Origin of the sequence: Chitinophaga oryzae, from assembly GCF_012516375.2 — a bacterium.
Classification (GTDB): Bacteria; Bacteroidota; Bacteroidia; order Chitinophagales; family Chitinophagaceae; genus Chitinophaga; species Chitinophaga oryzae.
On sequence record NZ_CP051204.2, the window covers coordinates 1,888,538 to 1,910,201 of the forward strand.

At 49.0% G+C, this 21,664-nt stretch carries 16 protein-coding genes, 1 other RNA gene and 1 pseudogene; 8 read left to right on the forward strand and 10 right to left on the reverse strand.

Translation table 11 applies throughout. The features are described 5' to 3' along the window. Positions 1-53: 53 nt before the first annotated feature. From HF324_RS07850 to HF324_RS07870, 5 genes are all read left to right on the forward strand, one after another. Positions 54-1,220: a 1-deoxy-D-xylulose-5-phosphate reductoisomerase gene (locus HF324_RS07850; protein WP_188103559.1), complete on the forward strand. Its 1,167-nt coding sequence runs from the start codon at positions 54-56 to the stop codon at positions 1,218-1,220. 85 nt (positions 1,221-1,305) lie between these two features. Next, the gene (gene rseP, locus HF324_RS07855) at positions 1,306-2,652 is read left to right on the forward strand and encodes an RIP metalloprotease RseP (RefSeq protein WP_168862237.1); all 1,347 of its coding nucleotides are present in this window, start codon (positions 1,306-1,308) and stop codon (positions 2,650-2,652) included. Between the two features lie 80 nt (positions 2,653-2,732). After that, positions 2,733-3,106: a transfer-messenger RNA gene (ssrA, locus tag HF324_RS07860) on the forward strand. Between the two features lie 157 nt (positions 3,107-3,263). Next, the gene (locus HF324_RS07865) at positions 3,264-3,593 is read left to right on the forward strand and encodes a nucleotide pyrophosphohydrolase (RefSeq protein WP_168862238.1); all 330 of its coding nucleotides are present in this window, start codon (positions 3,264-3,266) and stop codon (positions 3,591-3,593) included. Continuing rightward, positions 3,590-5,791 (forward strand): DNA/RNA helicase domain-containing protein, encoded by a 2,202-nt coding sequence (locus HF324_RS07870; RefSeq protein WP_168862239.1) that lies wholly within the window; start codon positions 3,590-3,592, stop codon positions 5,789-5,791. The genes HF324_RS07865 and HF324_RS07870 overlap by 4 nt, the downstream gene beginning before the upstream one ends. Positions 5,792-5,846: 55 nt before the next feature. Here the strand turns inward: HF324_RS07870 and HF324_RS33945 are convergent. The 3 genes and pseudogenes from HF324_RS33945 to tnpA all read right to left on the reverse strand — a co-directional run. Next, positions 5,847-6,048, reverse strand: a pseudogene (locus HF324_RS33945) (IS256 family transposase); the annotation flags it as partial. Positions 6,049-6,265: 217 nt separating this feature from the next. After that, positions 6,266-7,132, reverse strand: coding sequence for an IS3 family transposase (locus tag HF324_RS07875; RefSeq protein WP_220100703.1), 867 nt, complete (start codon positions 7,130-7,132; stop codon positions 6,266-6,268). Between the two features lie 23 nt (positions 7,133-7,155). Continuing rightward, positions 7,156-7,422, reverse strand: coding sequence for an IS66 family insertion sequence element accessory protein TnpA (tnpA, locus tag HF324_RS33365; protein WP_168804560.1), 267 nt, complete (start codon positions 7,420-7,422; stop codon positions 7,156-7,158). Positions 7,423-7,515: 93 nt separating this feature from the next. Here tnpA and HF324_RS07880 point away from each other — a divergent pair, with 93 nt between their 5' ends. Then, positions 7,516-7,692, forward strand: a complete 177-nt coding sequence (locus HF324_RS07880) for a DUF3606 domain-containing protein (RefSeq protein ID WP_078672362.1) — start codon at positions 7,516-7,518, stop codon at positions 7,690-7,692. A gap of 87 nt (positions 7,693-7,779) precedes the next feature. On the opposite strand, the gene HF324_RS07885 is transcribed toward HF324_RS07880, so the two are convergent. From HF324_RS07885 to HF324_RS07895, 3 genes are all read right to left on the reverse strand, one after another. Continuing rightward, complete coding sequence (locus HF324_RS07885) at positions 7,780-9,033, reverse strand: MFS transporter (RefSeq protein WP_168862240.1); 1,254 nt, start codon at positions 9,031-9,033, stop codon at positions 7,780-7,782. Positions 9,034-9,129: 96 nt separating this feature from the next. Next, entirely contained in the window at positions 9,130-10,080 is a 951-nt protein-coding gene (locus tag HF324_RS07890; protein ID WP_168811139.1) for a helix-turn-helix domain-containing protein, read from the reverse strand. Positions 10,081-10,141: 61 nt separating this feature from the next. Beyond that, positions 10,142-11,242, reverse strand: a complete 1,101-nt coding sequence (locus HF324_RS07895; RefSeq protein ID WP_168862241.1) for an epoxide hydrolase family protein — start codon at positions 11,240-11,242, stop codon at positions 10,142-10,144. A gap of 289 nt (positions 11,243-11,531) precedes the next feature. Between HF324_RS07895 and HF324_RS07900 the strand changes: the two genes are divergently transcribed. Together HF324_RS07900 and HF324_RS07905 are read left to right on the forward strand one after the other, a co-directional pair. After that, positions 11,532-12,662, forward strand: coding sequence for a hypothetical protein (locus HF324_RS07900; protein WP_168862242.1), 1,131 nt, complete (start codon positions 11,532-11,534; stop codon positions 12,660-12,662). A 45-nt stretch (positions 12,663-12,707) separates the two neighbouring features. Continuing rightward, positions 12,708-14,702, forward strand: coding sequence for an amidohydrolase family protein (locus tag HF324_RS07905; RefSeq protein WP_168862243.1), 1,995 nt, complete (start codon positions 12,708-12,710; stop codon positions 14,700-14,702). A 55-nt stretch (positions 14,703-14,757) separates the two neighbouring features. On the opposite strand, the gene HF324_RS07910 is transcribed toward HF324_RS07905, so the two are convergent. The 4 genes from HF324_RS07910 to HF324_RS07925 all read right to left on the reverse strand — a co-directional run bounded on the left by HF324_RS07910 (position 14,758) and on the right by HF324_RS07925 (position 21,623). Further along, positions 14,758-16,326, reverse strand: a complete 1,569-nt coding sequence (locus tag HF324_RS07910) for a SusD/RagB family nutrient-binding outer membrane lipoprotein (RefSeq protein ID WP_168811147.1) — start codon at positions 16,324-16,326, stop codon at positions 14,758-14,760. Positions 16,327-16,336: 10 nt separating this feature from the next. Next, positions 16,337-19,834 carry a SusC/RagA family TonB-linked outer membrane protein gene (locus HF324_RS07915; protein WP_168862244.1) on the reverse strand — a complete coding sequence of 1,166 codons (3,498 nt, stop codon included), beginning with the start codon at positions 19,832-19,834 and terminating at the stop codon, positions 16,337-16,339. Between the two features lie 158 nt (positions 19,835-19,992). Continuing rightward, the gene (locus tag HF324_RS07920) at positions 19,993-20,955 is read right to left on the reverse strand and encodes a FecR domain-containing protein (protein WP_168811151.1); all 963 of its coding nucleotides are present in this window, start codon (positions 20,953-20,955) and stop codon (positions 19,993-19,995) included. Between the two features lie 92 nt (positions 20,956-21,047). Next, positions 21,048-21,623 carry an RNA polymerase sigma-70 factor gene (locus HF324_RS07925; RefSeq protein ID WP_168862245.1) on the reverse strand — a complete coding sequence of 192 codons (576 nt, stop codon included), beginning with the start codon at positions 21,621-21,623 and terminating at the stop codon, positions 21,048-21,050. Between the last annotated feature and the right edge of the window lie 41 nt (positions 21,624-21,664).

Genomic DNA, 21,664 nt, shown 5'->3' on the forward strand with positions numbered 1-21,664 from the left:
CACTGTAGCAGCGTTCACATCACTGTGAAAGATTAACAAAGTAAATCACCGTAATGAATAAACGAAAAATTGCCATCTTCGGGTCCACCGGATCCATTGGTATACAGGCACTGGAGGTGATAGCAGCGCACCCCGACCGGTTTAGTGTAGAAGTGCTGACTGCACAACAGAATGCCGACCTCCTGATAGAGCAGGCGTTGAAATTCAAGCCCAACGCGGTTGTTATCGGCAGCGAGGAAAAATACAAACAGGTAAAAGACGTATTGTTTGACAAAGGCATTAAGGTATTTGCCGGCGCCAAAGCCATGGTGGAAGTAGCTTCCTGGAGCTCTATAGACATGGTGCTGGCCGCTATCATGGGTTTTGCCGGACTGGCGCCCACCTTGTCCGCCATTGAGCAGGGTACGCCGGTAGCACTGGCCAACAAGGAAACCCTTGTGGTGGCCGGTGATATCGTGATGGCCACCGCCCGCAGGAAGAACGTACCGGTGATACCGGTAGATTCGGAGCATTCCGCTATTTTCCAGTGCCTGGTAGGCGAGCCCTTCAGTAAAGTGGAAAAGGTGATCCTGACCGCGTCCGGTGGTCCGTTCCTCGGCAAAAAGCCCAATTTCCTGATCAATGTAAAGAAAGATCACGCCCTGCAGCACCCCAACTGGCGGATGGGCGCAAAAATAACCATTGACTGCGCCACCCTGATGAACAAAGGGCTGGAAATGATCGAAGCCCGCTGGATGTTTGGCCTGCACCCGGAAAATATCGAAGTGGTGATTCATCCGCAGTCTATCATCCATTCCATGGTACAGTTCGTAGACGGTTCCCTCAAAGCACAGATGGGCCTGCCCGACATGAAACTGCCCATTCAGTATGCCCTGGGTTATCCCGACCGCCTGGCCAACGATTTTCCGCGGTTCTCCTTCCGGAACTATTCATCGCTCACATTTGAGCAGCCGGACACCAAGACTTTCCGCAACCTCGCCATTGCTATCGACGCCATGCATAAGGGTGGAAACACCGCCTGTGTGATGAACGCCGCCAACGAGGAAGTGGTGCATGCCTTCCTGCGCAACCGGATCGGGTTCCTGCAGATGACCGAGGTGATTGAGGAGACCATCGCCAAAATCCCGTTTATCGAAGCGCCGACGCTGCATGATTACTACGAATGCGACCAGGCTGCACGTGAACACGCTGCAACCCTTATCAATGCTATCGTTATTTAAAATAACCGTTGAAAATTAACAAATAGTTTTGCCGGAATATCTGTTAAATCCGATATCTTGGGCAGATTAAAGCAGAAACAAGTAAATGACAACAGAGGTAATATTGGTGAAAGCCGGACAGTTGTTACTGTCACTCTCTATACTGGTCGTATTGCACGAGTTAGGCCACTTTATCCCCGCCAAATTGTTTAAAACAAGGGTAGAAAAGTTCTACCTTTTCTTCGACCCCTGGTTTTCACTCTTTAAAATCAAAAAGGGAGAAACAGAATATGGTATCGGCTGGTTGCCGCTTGGAGGATATGTGAAGATATCCGGGATGATAGACGAGAGCATGGACAAAGATGCCATGGCCCTTCCCCCGCAGCCATATGAGTTCAGGTCCAAACCGGCCTGGCAGCGGCTGATCATTATGATCGGCGGCGTTACGGTGAACGTGTTGCTGGCCTTCTTTATCTATGCGATGATCCTGTGGCACTGGGGTGAAAAATACCTGCCTACCGACGCCGTGAAATACGGCATCGCCGTGGATTCCCTCGGACAGAGCATCGGTCTGCGTGACGGCGACAAGATCATCGGCGTAAACCATCAGAAAATAGAGCAGTTCAACGCTATCACCGCCCAGGTGATCCTGCAGGAAGCCAAAAGCATTGAAGTGGTGCGTGACGGCCAGGAGCAGAGCATCGCTATCCCTGATGGATTTATCCGTGCGCTGCTGAAGCAGAAAGAACCTTTCGCCTACATCCGCGTGCCCTATTACGTTGACCGTTTTGAAAAAGGCTCTATCGCTGAAAAAAGCGGCCTCTTTAAGCCCGGAGACCAGATGTTGTCTATCAACGGACTGTCCGTGCCTTATTTCTCTGACTTCGCCAAAGAGCTGCGCAAGCATAAAAACGAAAAGGTGAATATCGGTGTGCTGAGAGGCCAGGACTCCGTGGTGATACCCATCCAGCTGGATGACAAGGCTAAGCTGGGCATCTACCCGCAGGACCCGGAGAAATTCTTTTCGTTTAAAACCAAAACATATACCCTGCTGGAGGCTATCCCCGCCGGTTTTAAAATGAGCGTGGACAAGCTGGTGAAATACGTACAGCAGCTGCGGCTGATCTTCGTTTCCAAAGAGGTGAAGGTGAGCGAGTCGCTGGGCGGGTTTATGAGCATCGGCAACCTGTTCCCCGAAGCATGGGACTGGCTGACCTTCTGGGAGATGACCGCTTTCCTTTCCATCATCCTGGCGTTTATGAACATCCTGCCTATCCCGGCGCTGGACGGCGGGCATGTGCTGTTCCTCCTGTACGAGATCATCACCGGCCGCAAGCCCAGCGAGAAATTCCTGGAATACGCGCAGATTGCCGGTATGATCATCCTGTTCGGCCTGCTGCTGCTGGCCAACGGTCTGGATTTCTGGCGGCATATTATCAGTAAGTGGTTCTAAATCACTTGATTTTTATAAAGGATATGGATTACGGGATTTCCGTAATCCATATTTTTTTCGTATATTTGTCGTCTGAAATCGGGGATGCCTGGTTTTGACAGCATAGGTCTTTGAAAGTGTAAGCATGTCGTGCGTTGGATAATTAGCACGTTAATCTGAATATTCAAACTTTAATTGGCGAATCTAACTACGCCATGGCTGCCTAATCAGCGATTAGACACCCATTATAGCCGCCCGGAGTTGTCGCCTTATGCGACTCCCGCCGCTGAATCATCAAACCCATAGGGATAGGTGCTCATGGTTTCTGTGAGTGAGCACTGAAGCTAAACGGATAAGGACAAGGTTGGTTCGTTGCGCCCCTGCCAAGTCCCGACAAACCAATGCGTAAATAAGCATGTAGAAAGCTTTTGAGGAATATGTTTGGACGCGGGTTCGATTCCCGCCATCTCCACAAAGGGGAGCAGTCGGAAGATTGCTCCCCTTTTTTATGTCTTTTAGCGTTTGTATCTGAGCAAAGTATATTGCAGTTTGATATCCACGATTTAATCATGAGAAAGAGCGTTTAATCTTTATCGTGTTAGTTTCTTAAATTAGGGTATCAATTGTACTGTATGAGCGATTTACAAATGCTAATTAACAAGATCCGGCAGTTCAATCAGGAACGTGACTGGAGCCAGTTCCACAACGCGAAGGACCTGGCACTGGCAATAAGTATTGAGGCTGCTGAACTGAATGAACTGTTTCTCTGGAAAAAAGCTGAAGAAGCGGATGCTGAAAAAGTAAAGGAGGAATTGGCAGACATCTTTACCTATGCGCTGCAGTTAGCAGATAAGTACGGGTTTGATGTCGGTCAGATCGTAGCTGATAAAATTGAAAAGAACGCCTTGAAATACCCTGTGGATAAGGCAAAAGGTAGTGCTAAGAAATACAACGAGTTATGAAAACCCCTCAAGAGTACGCCATTAAGAAGCTTGGCTTTAGCCAGAGCGCAATCAATCAACTTTCTGACGATCCCTTTACCGATGAGTTTTGGCCGGTTGTTTATCTATTGAAAGAAAAAGATAAAAAGAACGCTCTTGCCTATGTTGGCGAAACGTATGATGTAGTGACAAGGTTAACCACTCACTTAGGCCATCCCGAAAAAAGCAAATTACAGGAAGCATATTTAATTTCCGGCGAAAAATTTAATAAATCAGCTACGCTTGATATCGAAGCATACTGCATTAAGTATTTAGCCGGAGATGGAAAGTACAAGTTACTTAATGGCAATCTGGGTATTTCTGATCATAACTATTATCAGAAGGAGGAATTGTACTACAAAATTTTTGAGTCCATATGGCAGAAATTTCGCTCATTAGGCATAGCCAGTCAGGAACTAAGTGAAATTAGTAACTCTGCTCTTTTTAAGTACTCGCCTTATAAGACATTAGATCCTGAGCAAGCGAAAAGTCTGATAACTATTCTGGAGTCATTATTGGAAGACAAGCATGAAAGGATTGTAATCGAGGGTGGTGCGGGTTCAGGGAAGACCATACTGGCCGTTTTTCTGTTTAAGCTGTTACATACCGAGAAAGAAGAATTTAATTTTAGTCTTTTTGGTGAGGATGATATGAAAATAGCAGAACTGGTAAAACTTCTAAAACAGAAATGGCCCAACCCCCGAATGGCATTGGTTATTCCTGTGGATTCCTTCAGGTCAACGGTTGAGAAGATATTCAGGCATGTAGACGGACTAAATGCTGCTATGGTAGTAGGACCTGCGGATCTCGCAAGAAATCGTTATGATATTGTTTTAGTGGATGAGGCACATCGGCTACGGAGACGAGAGAATTTAGGCAGCTATTTTGGCGGGTTTGACAGAGTTTGCAGTGAGCTGGGCTTCGATAAAATGAAAAATGATGAGTTGGACTGGGTAATAAAACAATCCAATAGAAGCGTATTCTTTTACGACGAATTTCAATCAATCCGGCCCTCCGATGTACTCCAGGAAAGGTTTGACATGCTGAAGAATAATGAAAATGTAAAAACTGCCTATCTGAATTCACAGTTTCGCGTAAAGGGTGGATTAAAGTATGTAAAGTTTATCGACGCTTTACTGACGGTAAAGCCTATTGTTAGTAAAAAGGTGAAATGGTTTAAAAAATATGATTTCTGGATTTTTCATGACTTGGAACAGATGATAACTCATGTCAAAGAACATGATAATAAAGGGAAATTGGCAAGAGTGGTGGCAGGATACGCCTGGCCATGGGCCTCGAAAAAAAACAAAAAAGCCGTTGATATCAAAATTGATAGGTTGGAGTTGAAATGGAATAGCATCACAAAAGACTGGATTAATTCACCTAATGCGATCAACGAGGTAGGCTGCATTCATACTGTACAGGGATACGATTTAAACTATACTGGTGTGATTTTCGGAAATGAGATTGGCTTTGATAAGGAAAGGGGAGAGATAATCATTCGGAAAGATAACTATCATGACAGGAACGGAAAGAATGGAGTTAAGGACCCGGAACAGTTAAAGAGCTTCATTATTAATATCTACAAAACGCTAATGCTGCGTGGTATTAAAGGCACTTACCTTTATGTCTGTGATGAGGCGCTTCGGGAATATTTTACCCGCTATATTCCTTCTTACGAGGAGGTCCTGGCCAATAGCAATTCAGTAGAGAAGGAGCCTGTTCCATTTAAGAACAGCGTCCCACTGATTAATTTGAAAGCTGCAGCGGGTGATTTTAGTGAACAGCAGCAATTTGATAATGAGATGGAAAGATACCCGATACCAGATGATGTGAAAATTTCAGATGACCATTTTGCTTGCGAAGTGGTGGGAAGATCCATGAATAGACTAATTCCCAATGGTGCCATATGTTTATTTCGCAGATATACGGGAGGTACCAGAAATGGGGAAGTTGTATTGGTATCTCACACCAGTATACAGGATGCTGATTTCGGCTCAGGTTATACGGTAAAAAAGTACTTCAGTGAGAAAGCACATTATCCTGATGGGACCTGGAAGCATAACCGCATTATACTTAAACCTTCTTCCACCATCAAGTCCTACAAGGATATCGTACTTGAAGGAGATGGATTGTCCAGCCTTCAGGTTATTGGAATTTTTGAACGGGTTTTAGATTAAACATTGTTTCCTCAGCAAATAGGGGAGTGTAAAACAAGCTGTATCAAATAGTATTTTATAATCGTAATTTCAGTCGATCGCCAAATATAATTGACAACTGTGACACAGTCAGGCTCCAGTTTTGGAGGGACTATGACTATTTCCTCTGAATGTTCCGGGCGGCGAGGTAAATTAATTTTAACAGGGCCATACAGAGGTAAAAGTACCTTTGGTTTTGGTTACTTTTTACGCACTTGGCGATGGAAGCCTTTGATAGTAGTGTAGGGTTCGTGTCTACAACTTTGCATTTCACTTTCTCTGGGAGATATTTATCGTTTTCGTTATGCCTGATCGTATTTCATTACCTGGTATATCAGACAACCTTTACGGGTTCCCGTATTTTGATGTCTTACGCTTCCAGTACCTTCGAAAGGTACCTGGTTAAAAGCCATGTCCGGCAGTGTCATTTGTGCTGAGACCAGGTGAAAGCTTCCCTCAGACAGTAACGTTTTCAACTAAGGTTTCCCACTCAAATCCTTCATCTTTTTGAAGAGTAGGAAATGTGTTGGTTTTTTGATGCCGACATAGAAAATCTATTGGCGATCTGTAACCCAGTGCCTTGTGTGGTCTTTGGTTGTTGTACACCCACATCCAGGCGTTTGAAAGTATTTGAGCTTCCCCCAGGCGGGTAAAACAAAATGCATCCAATACTTCCTCGCGGTAGCTTCTATTGAAGCGCTCCATATAACCATTCTGGAAAGGTTTACCCTTCTGGATGAATTTGAGTTCGACACATCGGATCTCAGCCCATTGAGAGAGTGCTTCAGCAACAAACTCCGGCCCATTATCGACTCTGATCTTTAACGGTTGTCCACGCCAGGCAATCAATTGGTCCAGCTGCCTGATAATACGCTTGCTGGTTAAGCTGGTATCAATAGTGATGTTTAGAGCCTCTCTGTTATAGTCATCGATGATATTAAATGATCTGAAAGTAACACCATTGCTTAGTGTGTCATGCATAAAATCCATGGACCAGGTTATATTAGGTCTGAGAGGCTGTAGCAATGGCTCCATTATTCTTGCTGGTAGGCGTTTTTTATGCTTACGCCTCATATTGAGTCCCATCTCTGTATAGACCCTGTATACCCGCTTGTGATTCCATTTGTGGTTCAGATTACGCAGATAATGGTGCATCATCCAGAATCCCCAGCGATTATGCAATTGCGACAATTCAGATAATTTCTCCCGAATATCTTCGTCACCGTCTGGCAATGGTTTATAATAGTAAACAGAAGGATGGATTTGAAACAATCTTAACGCCTGCCGGATACTCATTTTATGGCTATCACGGGCATAATCCACCAACTCACGCTTATCTGCAGGCGTTAGAGCTTTTTTTCTATGACATCTTTCATTACGGTGATCTGAAAGGCTTGTTCCGCTACTATTTTTTTGTACTGGGCAAGTTCCGACTCCAGATCCTTCAGTTTCTTTAACTGATTGACTTCAAGCCCGGAGTATTTCGACTTCCACTGATAAAATGTCGCCTGGCTTATTCCATGATCACGACAGATGTCGGCTACCGATTTGCCTGATTCCTGGCCATTTAGAATCCCAATAATCTGGCTTTCTGTAAATTTTGATTTTTTCATACCCATTAAATTTAACGATTATTCGATATTTTTAACCGTTACGTTTTAATGGGAAGCTTTCACAGGAGCTATATTCATTTAAATTTAATGTTTATGTCTGATGATTTAAGTAAAAGAAGGCCGCAGGACGCCAGTAAGATCAATCTTAGCGAGCAATGGGAAATTGATTACTGGTGTAGGAAATTTGGTTGCACTGAAGCTCGGTTAAGAGCAGCAGTAAAAGCAGTTGGCAACTCCTCTGCTGCCGTAGAAAAGTATCTTAACAAATGAGAGAGGTGGCCTTTATGGCCACCTCTTTAGATCTTCTAATTACAATTAGTTAGAACAGGAATATCCGTTTCTCAATTTATAACCCGCTCACACATTCGCCTCTGCCGATATCGTTTGCATTGAAAGCCGTTGTCCGGATACCTCCACCTTCCTTTCCTCCCCCTCTTTCCACTTCGTTTTCAGCAAAAATAGAAAGGTAACCACCGCTATCATCCCATACGCCGCACCCAGCGTAACCTGGTTGGTAATAGCAATCGTGTTCACCATCAATGAGCTGAGAAGAGACGTGACTACGGCAAACCCGCCGCCCGTTAGCCCGCTGGCTTTGCCGGCATATTGCGGAAAGCGGATCAGGCAATACGACATCAGGTTGTTGAAGATAAAGCCGGCGGTGCTATGCAGCAGGAATACATACAATAACAGCGTCGCTAAATTGTGGTAGTAGCGCGTCAGCGGTATCATGATGGCGACTGCGATCAATTGTATTACGCTGGACAGGACCAGCTTTTGGCGTAATGGTTTGGTTACGAGCATCCTTGATACCGATCCGCCGATCATGACCGATACGCCGGAGAATAAGGCGCAGTAACCTGTTGTAGCCGCTGAGAACTGCAACTGGCGCTCGATAAGGAACGGGCTGCACATGCCATACAGTAGTATCATGCCGTAGGCTAATCCGAGTATGACCAGGCCGGAAGTGAAGTCTGGTGTTCTGAGCATCCTGCCATATGTCTGCACCATAGAAGAAACGCTGAACGGCTGCGCTGCTTTCATGGATTCGCCGCCGATGAGCAGTTCAACAACAAAAAACGCCAGGCCGAAGTAACCGAGGAACATGAAGTTGGAGGACCAGCCCCAGGTGGTCTGGAAAAAGCCGCCGAGGAAAGGCGCTACGATCGGCGCAATGGCCCATATCACCGAGAACATGCTCGTGTACTTCTTTAATGCTTCTCCTTTATAGAGGTCTATAAAAAAGGCGCGCTTGCTGATGGCGATTACCGCTACGGTAAACCCCTGTAGTATGCGCAAGGCATAGATCACCTGCAGATTAGTGGAACAGGCGATGACAAAGCTGCTGGCGCTGAAGGCCAGAATGGCGATCATATTGGGCAGGTAGCGGCCGTAAGTGTCGATCAGTCCGCCTACGATCAGTTGCGAAATACCATAACTGATAATAAAGAGCGAAAGTGTAAGTTGGATAGCGGCCGGAGAGGCGTGCAGCTGCACCGCCATGTCGGGTAAGGAGGGGATGAATATATCCATGGCAAAGCCCGATAATGGTATCAGGCACAACGACATGACCGTGTTCCATCCTATTTTTGATTCCTGGATTCTTCTCATACTTGTTGCTTTAATTTAGCGACATAAAGGTAGGAAGGCAGGTAGCTGTGGTAATTACACGTTTCAAAGGGATGGTTATACAAATCAAAGGTGATTCTAAGCCGTTGTTTTCCTTCCCATGCGAAACTCCAGGGGCGTACGGGAGGTAAACTGCTTGAAGTATTTATTGAAGTGGGAAGGGTACTCGAACCCCAGCGCATAGGCGATCTCCGAGATATTCCAGTTGGTATTGCGCAGCAGTGTTTTCGCTTCGATGATCACCCGTTCATGGATGATGTCGCGGGTGGTTTTATGCGTATGCTTTTTTACGACGCTGTTCAGATGGTTGACATGCACATGCAGCTGGCTGGCGAAATGGGCTGGTGTTAATAACTTCAAAGGAGATTCAGGCGAGTCTACCGGGAACTGCTGGTTCAATAAAGCGAGGAAATCGTTTACCAGCCGGTCGCGGACGACAGTGGCCGGTATCTCCTGGTTTTTCTGAAGACGGATGCCTTCGTGGATGACCAGCTGTAGCAGGTGGCGTATCATGTCCCATTTAAAGGGATAGTCGCTGTCCTGCAGCGTTTGCATTTGCGTGAAGTAGGTGCTCAACCGTTGCCTGTCTTCTTTGGTAATGGGTATGACCGGCATGAGAGACGGGTTGAACAACGGGCAGGCGTATTGTATATCAGCAGGAATGGAACCCTCTATAAAGGGAGTATTGAATAAACAATAGAAGCGGTTGAACGGGATATTTACTTCTATGGAAGTGGGCACCGCCGGATTGTTAAAAATAATGCAGCATTGATTGATCGGTATTTCCTGGTCATTGTACTGTAGTATGCCACTGCCTTTTGCCGGCGTTTGGCTCAGGCATATTTTGAAGTAATCGCGCCGGTTAAAAGGTGTCTTGCGGGTGGTGGTGAGCGTTTCCCGGACATTAAAATGCGCTTTCCCGGATTCAAGTCCCAATGGAATGTCCTGGCCGGTACGCTTGTAAAACTGCGCCAGTGATTCGGTGGGAATGAAGTTATCTGTCATTGCTTTGAACCTTATATAATTCAAAGGTACTGAATTTGGCAATGATAAAAAGACAGCCCGTGCGGGCTGTCTTTTTATACGGTCTTTATTTTACGCTCTTAAAAAACGCATCCACTTCTCCTACCCACAATTCCGGTGCTTCCAGCGCGGCAAAATGTCCGCCTTTTTCCATCACGGTAAACCGTTTCACATTTGCTTTTCTTTCCGCCCATTCCTTCGGCGTAGGCGCATCGCCGGCAAATACAGCCACGCCGGTAGGTGTATTCACTTTCTGCCCGGAGGCCAGCTGCTGAAAGGCGCCTACGGCGTAGGTACGCATGGAGGAGTTGATCGTCTGGCTTACCCAGTAGATCATGATGTTGGTCAGCAGCTCATCTTTGGTGAAATGTTCTTCCAGTGTGCCACCGGGAGTACGCCACGCGTTGAATTTTTCCACGATCCAGGAGGCGAGGCCGGTAGGAGAGTCGTTCAGGCCATAAGCCTGTGTTTGTGGTTTGGTGGCATGCAGCATGGCGTAGGCGCCTTCCCGGAACCACCATTGCTGGATAAACTGCCCAAAGGCCTGTTCGGCGGGAGTCATGGTGCTCCAGTCTTCTGAACCGTTCGGGTAACCTACATCTGTTAAGTGGATGGCAGCTACATTTTCGGGGTACAGGTTAGCGAGTGATTTGACGATGCCGCTGCCTACGTCGCCACCAGCCGCGTAGTAGGACTGGTAACCAAGCACATCCTTCATCAGCGTCGCAAAGACTTTAGCGGAGCCATCATCGGTCATGGCTACATGACCGGAGAAACCGAAGCCGGGAATGGAAGGGATTACCAGGTCGTAGTCGTTGGTCAGCAGGGGAATGACTTTATGAAAACGATAGAAACAGTCAGGCCAGCCGTGTACCAGCAGCAAAGGTTTGGCATTGGCTTTCGGGCTTTTGATGTGCAGGAAATGGATGGTGGTGCCATCTATTTCCACGGTGAACTGCGGAAACTTGTTGAGCGCAGCTTCCTGCTTGCGCCAGTCATAGCTGCTTTGCCAGTAGGCGACAAGGTCCCGGAGAAATACAGGGTCGGTGCCATAGTTCCAGCCGGCATTGTCGGGGGCATCGGGCCAGCGGGTCTGGCGGAGGCGGTTGTTAAGATCGTCCAGTACAGACTGTTGTACTTCGATTTTAAACGGTTTTACGGTAAACATACGGTCTTGTTTTGTAGGTTGTGAAAGTGCGGTAATCGCTATAACAGTGACAGAAAATAAAAGAACAAGCTGTTTCATGGGATTTTGTATTTATTAAAACAAAATTCCAACCTCAGCATGACAACCTTATGTCAGCAGTAAAAACAGAATTTAAAAAAAGTTTGGCGGTTGAGATAGATCTGTTTTACCGGGGTAAGGTAAATAGTAGCTACACAACACAATATAACTATTTTGGCTATTTTTATTTTAAAAAAACGGGGCGGTATATCCCGCCGAAAGTTTCCCATCCATGAATACATCAACCGGTCATTGTTTATATCAGATAACCCGGACAGCCCGCACGAGCCTGCTGTTTACCTTCTTTCTCTACGCCTGTAACCAGGGCATACCCGGCAAAACGACCGCCGACAGCACCATAGCGGCCAGCAGGAGCGACACCGTTGCAACGACTGCACCGGCGCGAGGGCAATTATCCGTTGAGCTGACCGGCATTACGGAAGCGGAATTCGGCCGTCACCAACCGCCCGCCCTTAACCAGGTTGAATATGATACCGCCAGGTTCCGGGTTGCCAGTGGTGAGTTGGCCCTCCCTACCGACCAGGCGGGAGCGGTAGTGCTGAAGAACAATGCCGGCGTCCCCCACGATGAAGACAGGTTGTCTTACCACTACCTGGGTTATTTAAAACCCCTGCACAAATACCTGGTGGAAGTAAATAGGTATGAACAGGATTACGTCCTGTTGATTGATAAAGTCACCGGCAAAAAAGATACGGTCAGCAACTTCCCGGTCCTGTCGCCGGACGGAAGACTGATCGTGAGCAAACGGTACAATCCTTATGAAGAGTACGAACATATTCCGCCTCCCACTGAGGATATCAGCATTTATACGGTAGATAATCCTGTTATTAAAAGGATCTTCCTCCAGCCTTCCCGCTGGATGGCCAGGGAGCTGTACTGGAAAGACAATCATACGATATATATCAAAACCTGGCAGAAAGAAGGCGATGATGCCGCCACCTCAGATTACCTGCGGATGACGGTTACCTCAGAAAAAGACACGCTGCAGGCGGCTCCTGTCAATGCTTCCTGGAAAGGAACGTATGTTACGGTTCTCCATGCATCCGGTGACGATGCCGGGGCCCATATCGAAGTGGCGCTGAAGGTGGAAGGGAACACTGTAACCTTCACCGAATCCGGCTTTCAGGTGAATAACAAGTACCTGTTGGCTGCCACTGAGATGGACGGCCAGCTGTTTTTTACGTTCAAAAAAGTACTGGAGGGAGGGGATGTACTGGTGAAAAGCGAAAAGCGGTTCGGCCGGATCGAAAAAGAAGAAGGAAAATATATCCTGTACTGTCCCTATCTGGATGAAAAGGAGAACGGCGGTCACCGGATGTCTTACCCATTGAAGAAGAAATAATCATTATATTTACTTTATCCTTTTCAACCAAAATGATAACCGCTTATGTTACCCGCTAATGCCATCTTCAGGATGTTACTGCTGGTTGGTTTCAGTACACCTGTTTGTACTTTTGCCCAACAGCACGATACGATCAGGTACTCACTTATTTTAACAGGAAATATCAAAGGCGAAAAGAAGGTGATAGAAACATCTCCCGGCACCTTCGAATCCTGGTACCAGTATAACGACCGTGGCAGGGGCGACAGCCTGCATACCATCTACCGCCAGGACAGCGACGGGTATCCTACTTATGTCCACGCCATAGGGAAAGACTATTTCAAAAAACCAATATCGGAAGATTTCTCCCTGACAGATGGTGTGGCCACCTGGAAGAATACCGCTGAAAATGAATCCAGGCCTGTTTCAGAAAAGGCTTTTTATACCTGCCTGAACGGAGAGAGCGGAAACATCATCAAAGCGCTGAAAGCCGGCCGGAATAAAATAAAGCTGCTACCATTCGGAGAAGCCACGCTGGAAGTGGTGCTGCAACACAAAGCCGGCGGCCAATCGCTCCAGCTGTGCCGTATTTCCGGGATGTACTATACACCGGAGTATATCTGGGCAGATGAAAAGAATGTGACCTTTGGATATCTCGGCGACTGGTTTTCGATGATCCGTAAGGGTTATGAACCCTATGTAAAAGAGCTGCTGGCGGTACAGAAAAAGATAGAGCGGCAGCATGACAGCCAGCTGGCCAAAGACATACCTGAAAAGGTAAACGGAGACATTCTGATCCGCGATGTGACCCTTTTCGATGCAGAGAAAGCTACCTTACAGCCGCATACCGACGTGCTGATCGGCGCCGGAAAGATCAAAGCGGTATCTGTCGGAAAACCGCTGACAGAGAAGGCTGCGAAGACCGTGGACGGCCGCGGACAAACACTGTTGCCCGGTTTCTGGGATATGCATGTGCACATGGGCGACGGTCCGGAAGGTATCATGCACATCGCCGCCGGCGTCACGCATGCGCGGGACATGGGAAACGATACCACCCTGCTTACTATCCGGAAAGAAATCGATAACGGTGAACTGATAGGCCCGCATCTGGAAGTCATCAGCGGACTGATTGACGGGGCCGGCCCCATGGCGGCGCCCACCGGCATATTGATCCACAACGAAGAAGAAGGTAAGAAGTTTGTCCGCATGTTTGCTGACAAAGGATATGATCAGATCAAACTATACAGCTCCATCAAACCGGAGTGGGTGAAGCCGCTGATCGCGGAAGCGAAGAAATACCATATGCGCGTATGCGGCCATATTCCCGCTTTTATGACCGCCGCGCAGGCCATAGAAGCCGGGTACAACGAAGTGACGCATATGAACATGCTGCTGCTGAACTTCTTCGGTGATACCATCGATACCCGTACGCCCCAGCGTTTTGCGATCCCGGCACAGCGGGCCGCTTCGCTGGACCTTAACAGCGAACCGGTGAAACAGTTTATCGCGCTGATGAAATCCCGGAATATCGCATCCGACCCTACGCTGGTAGCGTTTGAACCGATGCTGACCGGCCGCGATGGCGTCATAGAAGAAAAAAACAAAGACATCATCACCCATTTCCCGTTACAGATACAACGCAGCATGCGCGCCGGCGGCAGGGGCATACCTGTACCGCCGGGAATGGACTCCACCTATATACAGTCGTTCGCCGCCTTTTTAAAACTGACCAAACTGTTATACGACAATGGCATCCGCATCGTTGCCGGTACCGATGGTACAGCGGGGTTTGACTATCAACGGGAGCTGGAGCTGTATGTTAAGGCAGGTATTCCGGCAGAGAAAGTGTTGCAGCTGGCTACGTTTGGTACGGCAGAATATACCGGCAAAAGCAAGGAGCTGGGCAGTATCAAAGTTGGGAAAACAGCAGATATGGTGATGGTGGCAGGCGACCCGGTAGAAAATATCAGCAATGTCCGGAAAACGAAAATGGTGATTAAAAACGGTGTGATCTATGACCCTGCGAAGCTGTACAAGGCTATTTCAGTAGTGCCGTTTTAAATATTTTTTAACTGATAAAAAAGCTGGTCTGTACCAACAGACCAGCTTTTTTATTTTAAGGCTTCAGCATCCACATCACATCATTTCGGGTATCAGACCCGCCAAACTGCCGCTTCAGCGCTTCCTGCAGATTCGCTTTGTTGTTCTGGTATTCCGACTGCGGATAGATGAACCGCGCAGGTATTTTTCCACCGTTCTGGTTAGAAGGACCGATGGAGAATACGGGTACGCCTGTACGACGATAATTGTAATATGCCTGCCATCCCGCATTGTTGAAGAAGGCCACATATTTCTGCGTGAGCACCTGCTTCAGCCCTGTGTCGTTATTGCCGGCATATTGCATCGCCGGCTGTGCGAGGAAGGTGGCGATGTCTGCATCGCTGACACCATAGAACTTCATGGAGGCGGTGATACCGTCTTGGTAATGCTGCGCAGCGTCGCCGCCGGTCCAGCCACGGTTGATCGCTTCTGCGATCAGGAAGTGCGTCTCCGAAGCGCCCAGCTGGATATTGGGCACACCGGCGGGACTGCTCAACCAGTAGTTGATATTAAAAGTACTGTATTGGCCTTTGTTGATATCGATATAGATCTGGTCCTGGCGGTCGCCGGTATTGGCGCCTTTGTAGCGGGCAAAAGGATTGCCGGGAACATCAGGCAACGAATCGGCAGGAGCCGCCACGATAAACACACGGGGATCGCGCAGGGAATCCAGGATGTTGATGTAAGTGGCGCCCAGTGCATTTCTTTTGGCTGACAGGATACCTACTTCCATCGGGTACAACGGATAGTTGTTGCTCTTCTGGCTGGCGTTGTAGTTCATTTGCAGGTTGTCCGTATTATCGAGTATCAGCGGGTATTTCGCCGGATTGCTGATGATGCGGTTAAACCGTCCTTTCAGGTCGAGGGAAGCATCGTTGACTTTAATGCTCAGGTTCATCAGCTCACGGAGGTAGCAGGTATTGATGGCCTTTCTCCATTTGAGCAGGTTGCCGGCATAGAAGATGTCGCCGTCTACGGTGGCTTTGGCGTTACGCTGACTGATGGCCGCGAGGGAGTCGTTGGCTTCTTCCAGCCATTTAAAGCACTGCAGGAACACGTCTTTCTGTGCATCGTAGCGGGGGGCGTAGATGCCGTCTGTAGCGCCCTTGATGGCTTCAGACATAGGAATGTCGCCCATCTGTGACGTCATCGACAGATAATAGAACGTGCGGATAAACTTGTTGACAGCGTAATAAGGAGCCGCCAGTTCCGCACCCTGCTTGGCCGCTTCGAGGTCGAGCTGTGCGGAGTTACGGAGACTGCCATAGTAGCTGGAGCCGTTATCCCACGCATAGTCCTGGCTACCGTAATAATCGTGGCCGAGCACGAGGAACTGGTTGCTCATATGGGTATAGCTCCAGGGGCTGTTGCTCATGTCGCCGCTGAGGTCACTGCCGGAAGAGAAACCACTTCGCGCAGAGCCCTGTCCGCCGATCATATCCATCTCCAGCCCTGTCAGCAGTAGTTTTGGCGTGCCTACCACAGACACGTTGGGGTTTACCCGCAGGTCGTCAAAGTTTTTACAGCCTGTCATCGCCAATGGCAGCAGGCAGGCGGCTAGTATATTTCTGGTTGTACGGTTCATGTCTGATTTTTTAGAAAACAAGGTTAAGGTTAAAACCTACGCTGCGGGTGGAAGGCATCTCCAGTCCGGCGTTCTGGTCTATCCATTGGTCTACGTCGATATTTCTTACGCCTTTATGCGCCAGATAGTACAGGTTACGGCCTACCACGGAAATGCTGGCCCTGTTAATGACTTTCGCTTGTTTCAGCAGGGAAGAGGGCAGGTTGTAGGTCAGCACCACTTCGCGTATTTTCAGATAAGAACGATCGTACAGGTTGGTGATGGCGTTGCCGTAATAGTTTTTAGACCATGTCTGCCACAGCACCGGGGTTGTGTTGGGAGCGAACTTTCGGGTGTCGGAGATCACGTTGCCGTCGCCGTCTACCTGCAGGGAGCCGCCGGTCACCTGCATGCCTTCCGGTACGTAGGTGCCTTTGTAGCCGGCAGTGTTGCGGTTTTCCCAGTCGGCCTGACGGTACTGGCTGGCGGAAAGCGGATGGTTGCCGCCCTGCCACATTTTCTGATCGAGGTAGTTGATGATCTTACCACCGTAACGACCATCGACCTGTATTCTCAGGGAGACGTTTTTGTAGGAGAAGGTGTTGATCACACTGGCTACCCATTTATCGTTGGCATGTCCTACCATGGAAACGTAGGAGTTGGAGCGTGGCTGGCCGTTGGAGCCCAGTACCAGCTTTCCGTCGGGCGTACGCTGGAAGTCGGTCATGAAGATCTGGTCCATACGTTCGCCGATTTTCACGCGGTTGTACACGTTGAGCGTGTCGTATACTTTGTTGAGATATTTCTGGAAGGTAGACCAGTTCACCAGCACATCCCAGTTAAAGCCACCGGCAGAACGAACAGGCGATGCGTTCAGCGATATTTCGATGCCTTTACGCATGGTCACGAGGCCGTTCATCTGGCGGGTTTTGAAGCCGGAGCCTTCGGAGATGGCCGGGTAGAATATCTGGGGGCCGTCCAGCGTCTTATAAACAGATACGTCGAGACCGAGGCGGTTATCAAGCAGGCGGATATCGGTGCCCACTTCATACGACTTACTGAAGGCTGGCTTAATGTTCGGATTGTAGAGAATATCGCCAAACACTTCAGCAGGATTGCCATCCCAGCGGCTGCCTACGGTGTAGCTGGGGTACAGGTTGTATTTGGCGGTGCCGTCGTCGTTCACCATGTCGCCGCCTACATTGGCATAGGAAGCGCGCACTTTCCAGAAGGAAATTGCTTTGGGCAAACGGATGATGTCTGACATCACTGCACTCAGTGAAACGGACGGGTAGAAGTAGGCGTTCTTATTGGCCGGCAGGGTGCTGGACTGGTCCATACGACCGGTCATTCCCAGGAAGAGATAATCGCGGAAGGAAAAGTCAACGGATGCATAGGCGCTTTTCACCTGGCGTTTGTTTTTCACGGAAGTGGCGCCCGGCGGGTCTACGCTGTTGTCTACGGTCCACAGCTGCGGCAGCAGCAGGCCGTTGTTGGTGTGCGCATACAGCCTGTTGTATTTCACCGTACGGAGGTTACCACCGGCAGATGCTTTTACGTCGAAGGACTTACCGATTTTATTGTTGTAGCTCAGCAACACATCGGTGTTGTTGTCCCAGTAGTTTTCACCGGATTCATTATAACCACCTTTGATGAAGTAACCGCCATCGCCGGAACGGTAAGAGCCGGAGATAGGATAGCGTTTGCTTTCAGAGAGATCGTAGGTACTGACGTTGGTGCGGAAATAGGCGCTCCAGTGGTCGTTGAAAGTATAGTTCAGTTTGATGTGCCCGTACAGGTCATTTTTGTAGTAGCCGTGCAGCGCCTCATAAGCGGTGAGGTACGGGTTGGTATATTGGTAGGATTCAAAGTTGCGTTGCTGTATCCCTTCTTTGCCGGGTATCCAGTAGTTTTTGAGATCGCGGATATCGTAGTCGGCGCCGCTCCAGAGCATCAGGGTATAAATAGGGCTGGAGGGCTGATAGGTGGCATCGGGATAATTAGGCGTATACTGTTTGTCGTAGTTGATGGCAGTAGACAGTGTCATTTTTTTGCTGACGTTCAGCGTACCGGAAAAATTGACGTTGGTGCCGCCCAGTTTGGTGTTGGGCACTACGCCTTTCTGGTACAGCTGTGTTACCGACATGCGCATATTGCCTTTGTCGTTGTTGGCAGAGATAGCGATGTTGTTGGAAGACAGCAGGCCTTTACGCAGGAAGTTACGTAGGTTGTCGTGACCGCGGCGCTCCCAGGGAATAGGTATCAGTTTACCTGTCTGCGGGTCTACCGGGCTGTTATACTGCGGGATGAGCTGTCCTTCGAATTTAGGTCCCCAGATGTCGTAGTCGGCGTCGTTGGTACCACCGCCCATACCGTCTACATATTCGTACTGGAAGTTGGAGCCGGGGCCGTATTCTTCCTGTTTGGCGGGGATGGCGAGGAAGCCCATCTGGAACTGGGTGCTGGAGTTCAGTTCCACAGAGATGCCTCTTTTATCGGTAGTGCCTTTTTTGGTAGAGATGAGGATGGCGCCGTTTTGTCCCTGTGAGCCGTAGAGGGCCGCGGCGTTAGGGCCTTTAAGCACGCTGTAGGATTCGATATCGTCGGCGCTGAGATTCCAGGAATCGGAGTTGATGGGCACACCGTCTACTACGATCAGCGGCTTTACGCCTCTCAGGTAGATGCCGGGGTTTTGGAATAAACGGGTGGGCGTGGTGATCACCAGGCCGGACACTTTACCGGCGAGGGAGTTGACCGCATTGGGTTCACGGGCTTTCACCGCCGTTTCGCCTTTTACTTCCTGTACAGCATAACCAAGGGCTTTTTTCTCCTTTTTGATACCAAGGGCGGTCACCACCACTTCATCCAGTTTTTTCTGGTCTGTCTGCAGCTGCACGTGAATGGTGGCGCTGCCTTTGATGCCCACTTCCCGGGGCTCATAGCCGATGAAGCTGATGAGCAGCACGGCGTTTTTATCGCTCACGGCGAGGCGGAAACGGCCGTTTTCATCGGTGCTGGTACCGTTGTGGGTGCCTTTTTCCAGTATGGTCACGCCGGGGAGGCCGTTGGCGCCGTCGGTGACATTACCGGTGACGATGAATTTTTCCTGTGCGGTGCTGCTGCTGCCATTGCCGTTTCCTGTGCCTGCATTGGTTTTGGGAGGACGCACCGAGATGATCACCTGGTCGCCTTTGATGGTATAGTCAAACTTGTCGGCAGGGAAAAGTTTGGTCAGTACCTCTTTCAGGGGTTGTGCATCGATGTTCAGGTTGATTTCCCGCGGCGGGAGCATGCTGACATCGTAGGCAAAGGACAGGCGGGTCTGTTTTTCGATCTGTGAGATCACTTCCGCCATGCTGGCTCTGGTCATATGCAGGGATACCCTTGGATTTTCGGGGTCCTGTTGCTGGCTGTTGGCGCCGGCATACACCAGGTTATGCCAGGTCAACAGGGAGCCTGTCAGTAACAGGCAAAGGAGTTTCCTGCCTCCGCGGCGGCGCGGTGGCATGCTTAATAGCACTCTTTTCATTAGAGCTGGTTTTTTTAGGTGAATGAGGTCCCGTCGGATGCATGGCAATGCATCACGGATGGCCTGGAATTACGATTGAAATGGTTGTTTACATTGATGCCGGATAGCAGGGTGTTAGTTCACTGTTCGTTGCTTCGGCGGTTACTTTTGGTTGAATGTTACTGATGGAATTCAAGTGTTTTTTGCTTTTTGGTAATATTGACATTTAATGCTTTCCCGATGACATCCAATACTTCGTCGAGTGGTTTATTGTTAAAAGTAGCTTGTAATACTTTGTGTGACACTACGCTGTCTGTCACCACCACATCGAGCTGATAATAATTGGCCAGTACTACGGCGACCTCGCTGAGCGGCATGCGGTTGAACACGAGGCGGTTTGTTTTCCAGGCCAGTACGTTTTCGGTGGAAGTGGATACCGGTCTGATGTCCGGTGTTTTATCCGACGAGGTGACCTGTGCGCCGGCGATCAGCACCATGCTTTTACCGCTTTTGTTCTCCGCTTTAACGCTGCCGCTGGTCACGAAAATATCTACCTGGCCGTTAGCAGAGCGATGCACGTTAAAGGCGGTTCCCAGCACTTTAATATCTACGGCGGCGGCATGTACGGTAAAAGGACTGTTCTGTTGCGGGGCTACCTCAAAATAGGCTTCGCCGCTGTCCAGTATCAGTTCCCGGCTGCCGTTTCCATAGTTGCGGGCATAACGCAGCGTGGTATTGGCATTCAGGAATACCCGCGAGCCATCCGGCAGTAGCAGGCTGTCTTTGCTGCCGGTGGTGGCCAGCGTTTGCCAGGTATGGCCCAGCCACCAGTTATAGGATAATATTCCCATCACCAGGATGGCGGCAGCCCATCCGGTACGGATTAACAAACGACGGATGTTGGAGCGGGCAGGGGCGGGCGCTTCGCCGATCTCCTGTTGCAGCTGTTGCCAGCCATCCAAACCCATGGCTGCTGCTGCATGTTCCACCTGTGGGGTGAGCTGCAGCGCTTCGGCAGCCAGTATGGTTTCCCGCAGCGCGGGGTGCTGGTCCATAAGGTCCTGCAACTCCTGTTCTTCCGCTTCGGAGGCTTCTCCGGACAGTTTCCGGGCTACTATTTCCCAAATATTCTCAGGCAACATATCCTTGGTTCTGATAGCTCTGTCAAAAGATGCCTCTGTTTATAAGGCAACCTGTTTATTCAAAAACCCCTAAAGGGGACAAAAAAATTTTTTCAGTTGTTCTTATCCTGCAGTTGCTCATGCAGTTTTTTGATGGCGATGGCCATCTGGGCCTCCACCGTTTTTACGGAAATATCCAGTACGTCCGCCACCTCCCTGTATTTCAGGCCATCTTCCCGGATAAGCTTGAACACGAGACGGCAACGGCCGGGAAGGGCGCTCACGGCCTGTTCTATCTTCCTGATGGCTTCAGAAGAAAGGTGCAACTGCTCCGGGGAGGGGGAAAACTGCAACAGCTCCGGCTGAATATCGTCCAGCGGATCGGTGGCGTTGCGTGCATTTTTTTTCAGATAGTTATAGGCGGCATTCCGGGTAGCGGTATAGAGATATACGCTTACTTTTTCCACTGCCGGCAAGGTGTGCCTGTTTTTCCAGGTCCAGAGCATCACATCGTTTACCACTTCTTCCGCCGGTTCCCTTGCGCCCAGCAAGGTGCAGGCGAAGTGAAAAAGCCGGCTGGCATAGTGATGATAGAAATTTGCAAAGACAGACTGATCGCCTCCGGCCCGCATCTCTTCCCATAACTCTTTCCCATAGTCATCCGGGAAATCACGATTTGATTTTGGCATCTGGAACTCCATTTCACAAAGCCAAAATAGGGATTTTAGTT

Bases quoted from the DNA above. Each gene is read 5' to 3' on its own strand.
- HF324_RS07865 (WP_168862238.1), top strand. From the start codon at position 3,264: ATGAGCGATTTACAAATGCTAATTAACAAGATCCGGCAGTTCAATCAG.
- HF324_RS07885 (WP_168862240.1), bottom strand. From the start codon at position 9,033: ATGAGAAGAATCCAGGAATCAAAAATAGGATGGAACACGGTCATGTCG.
- HF324_RS07895 (WP_168862241.1), bottom strand. From the start codon at position 11,242: ATGTTTACCGTAAAACCGTTTAAAATCGAAGTACAACAGTCTGTACTG.
- HF324_RS07925 (WP_168862245.1), bottom strand. From the start codon at position 21,623: ATGCCAAAATCAAATCGTGATTTCCCGGATGACTATGGGAAAGAGTTA.
- rseP (WP_168862237.1), top strand. From the start codon at position 1,306: ATGACAACAGAGGTAATATTGGTGAAAGCCGGACAGTTGTTACTGTCA.
- HF324_RS07880 (WP_078672362.1), top strand. From the start codon at position 7,516: ATGTCTGATGATTTAAGTAAAAGAAGGCCGCAGGACGCCAGTAAGATC.
- HF324_RS07900 (WP_168862242.1), top strand. From the start codon at position 11,532: ATGAATACATCAACCGGTCATTGTTTATATCAGATAACCCGGACAGCC.
- HF324_RS07920 (WP_168811151.1), bottom strand. From the start codon at position 20,955: ATGTTGCCTGAGAATATTTGGGAAATAGTAGCCCGGAAACTGTCCGGA.
- HF324_RS07850 (WP_188103559.1), top strand. From the start codon at position 54: ATGAATAAACGAAAAATTGCCATCTTCGGGTCCACCGGATCCATTGGT.
- HF324_RS07870 (WP_168862239.1), top strand. From the start codon at position 3,590: ATGAAAACCCCTCAAGAGTACGCCATTAAGAAGCTTGGCTTTAGCCAG.
- tnpA (WP_168804560.1), bottom strand. From the start codon at position 7,422: ATGAAAAAATCAAAATTTACAGAAAGCCAGATTATTGGGATTCTAAAT.
- HF324_RS07915 (WP_168862244.1), bottom strand. From the start codon at position 19,834: ATGAAAAGAGTGCTATTAAGCATGCCACCGCGCCGCCGCGGAGGCAGG.
- HF324_RS07905 (WP_168862243.1), top strand. From the start codon at position 12,708: ATGTTACCCGCTAATGCCATCTTCAGGATGTTACTGCTGGTTGGTTTC.
- HF324_RS07910 (WP_168811147.1), bottom strand. From the start codon at position 16,326: ATGAACCGTACAACCAGAAATATACTAGCCGCCTGCCTGCTGCCATTG.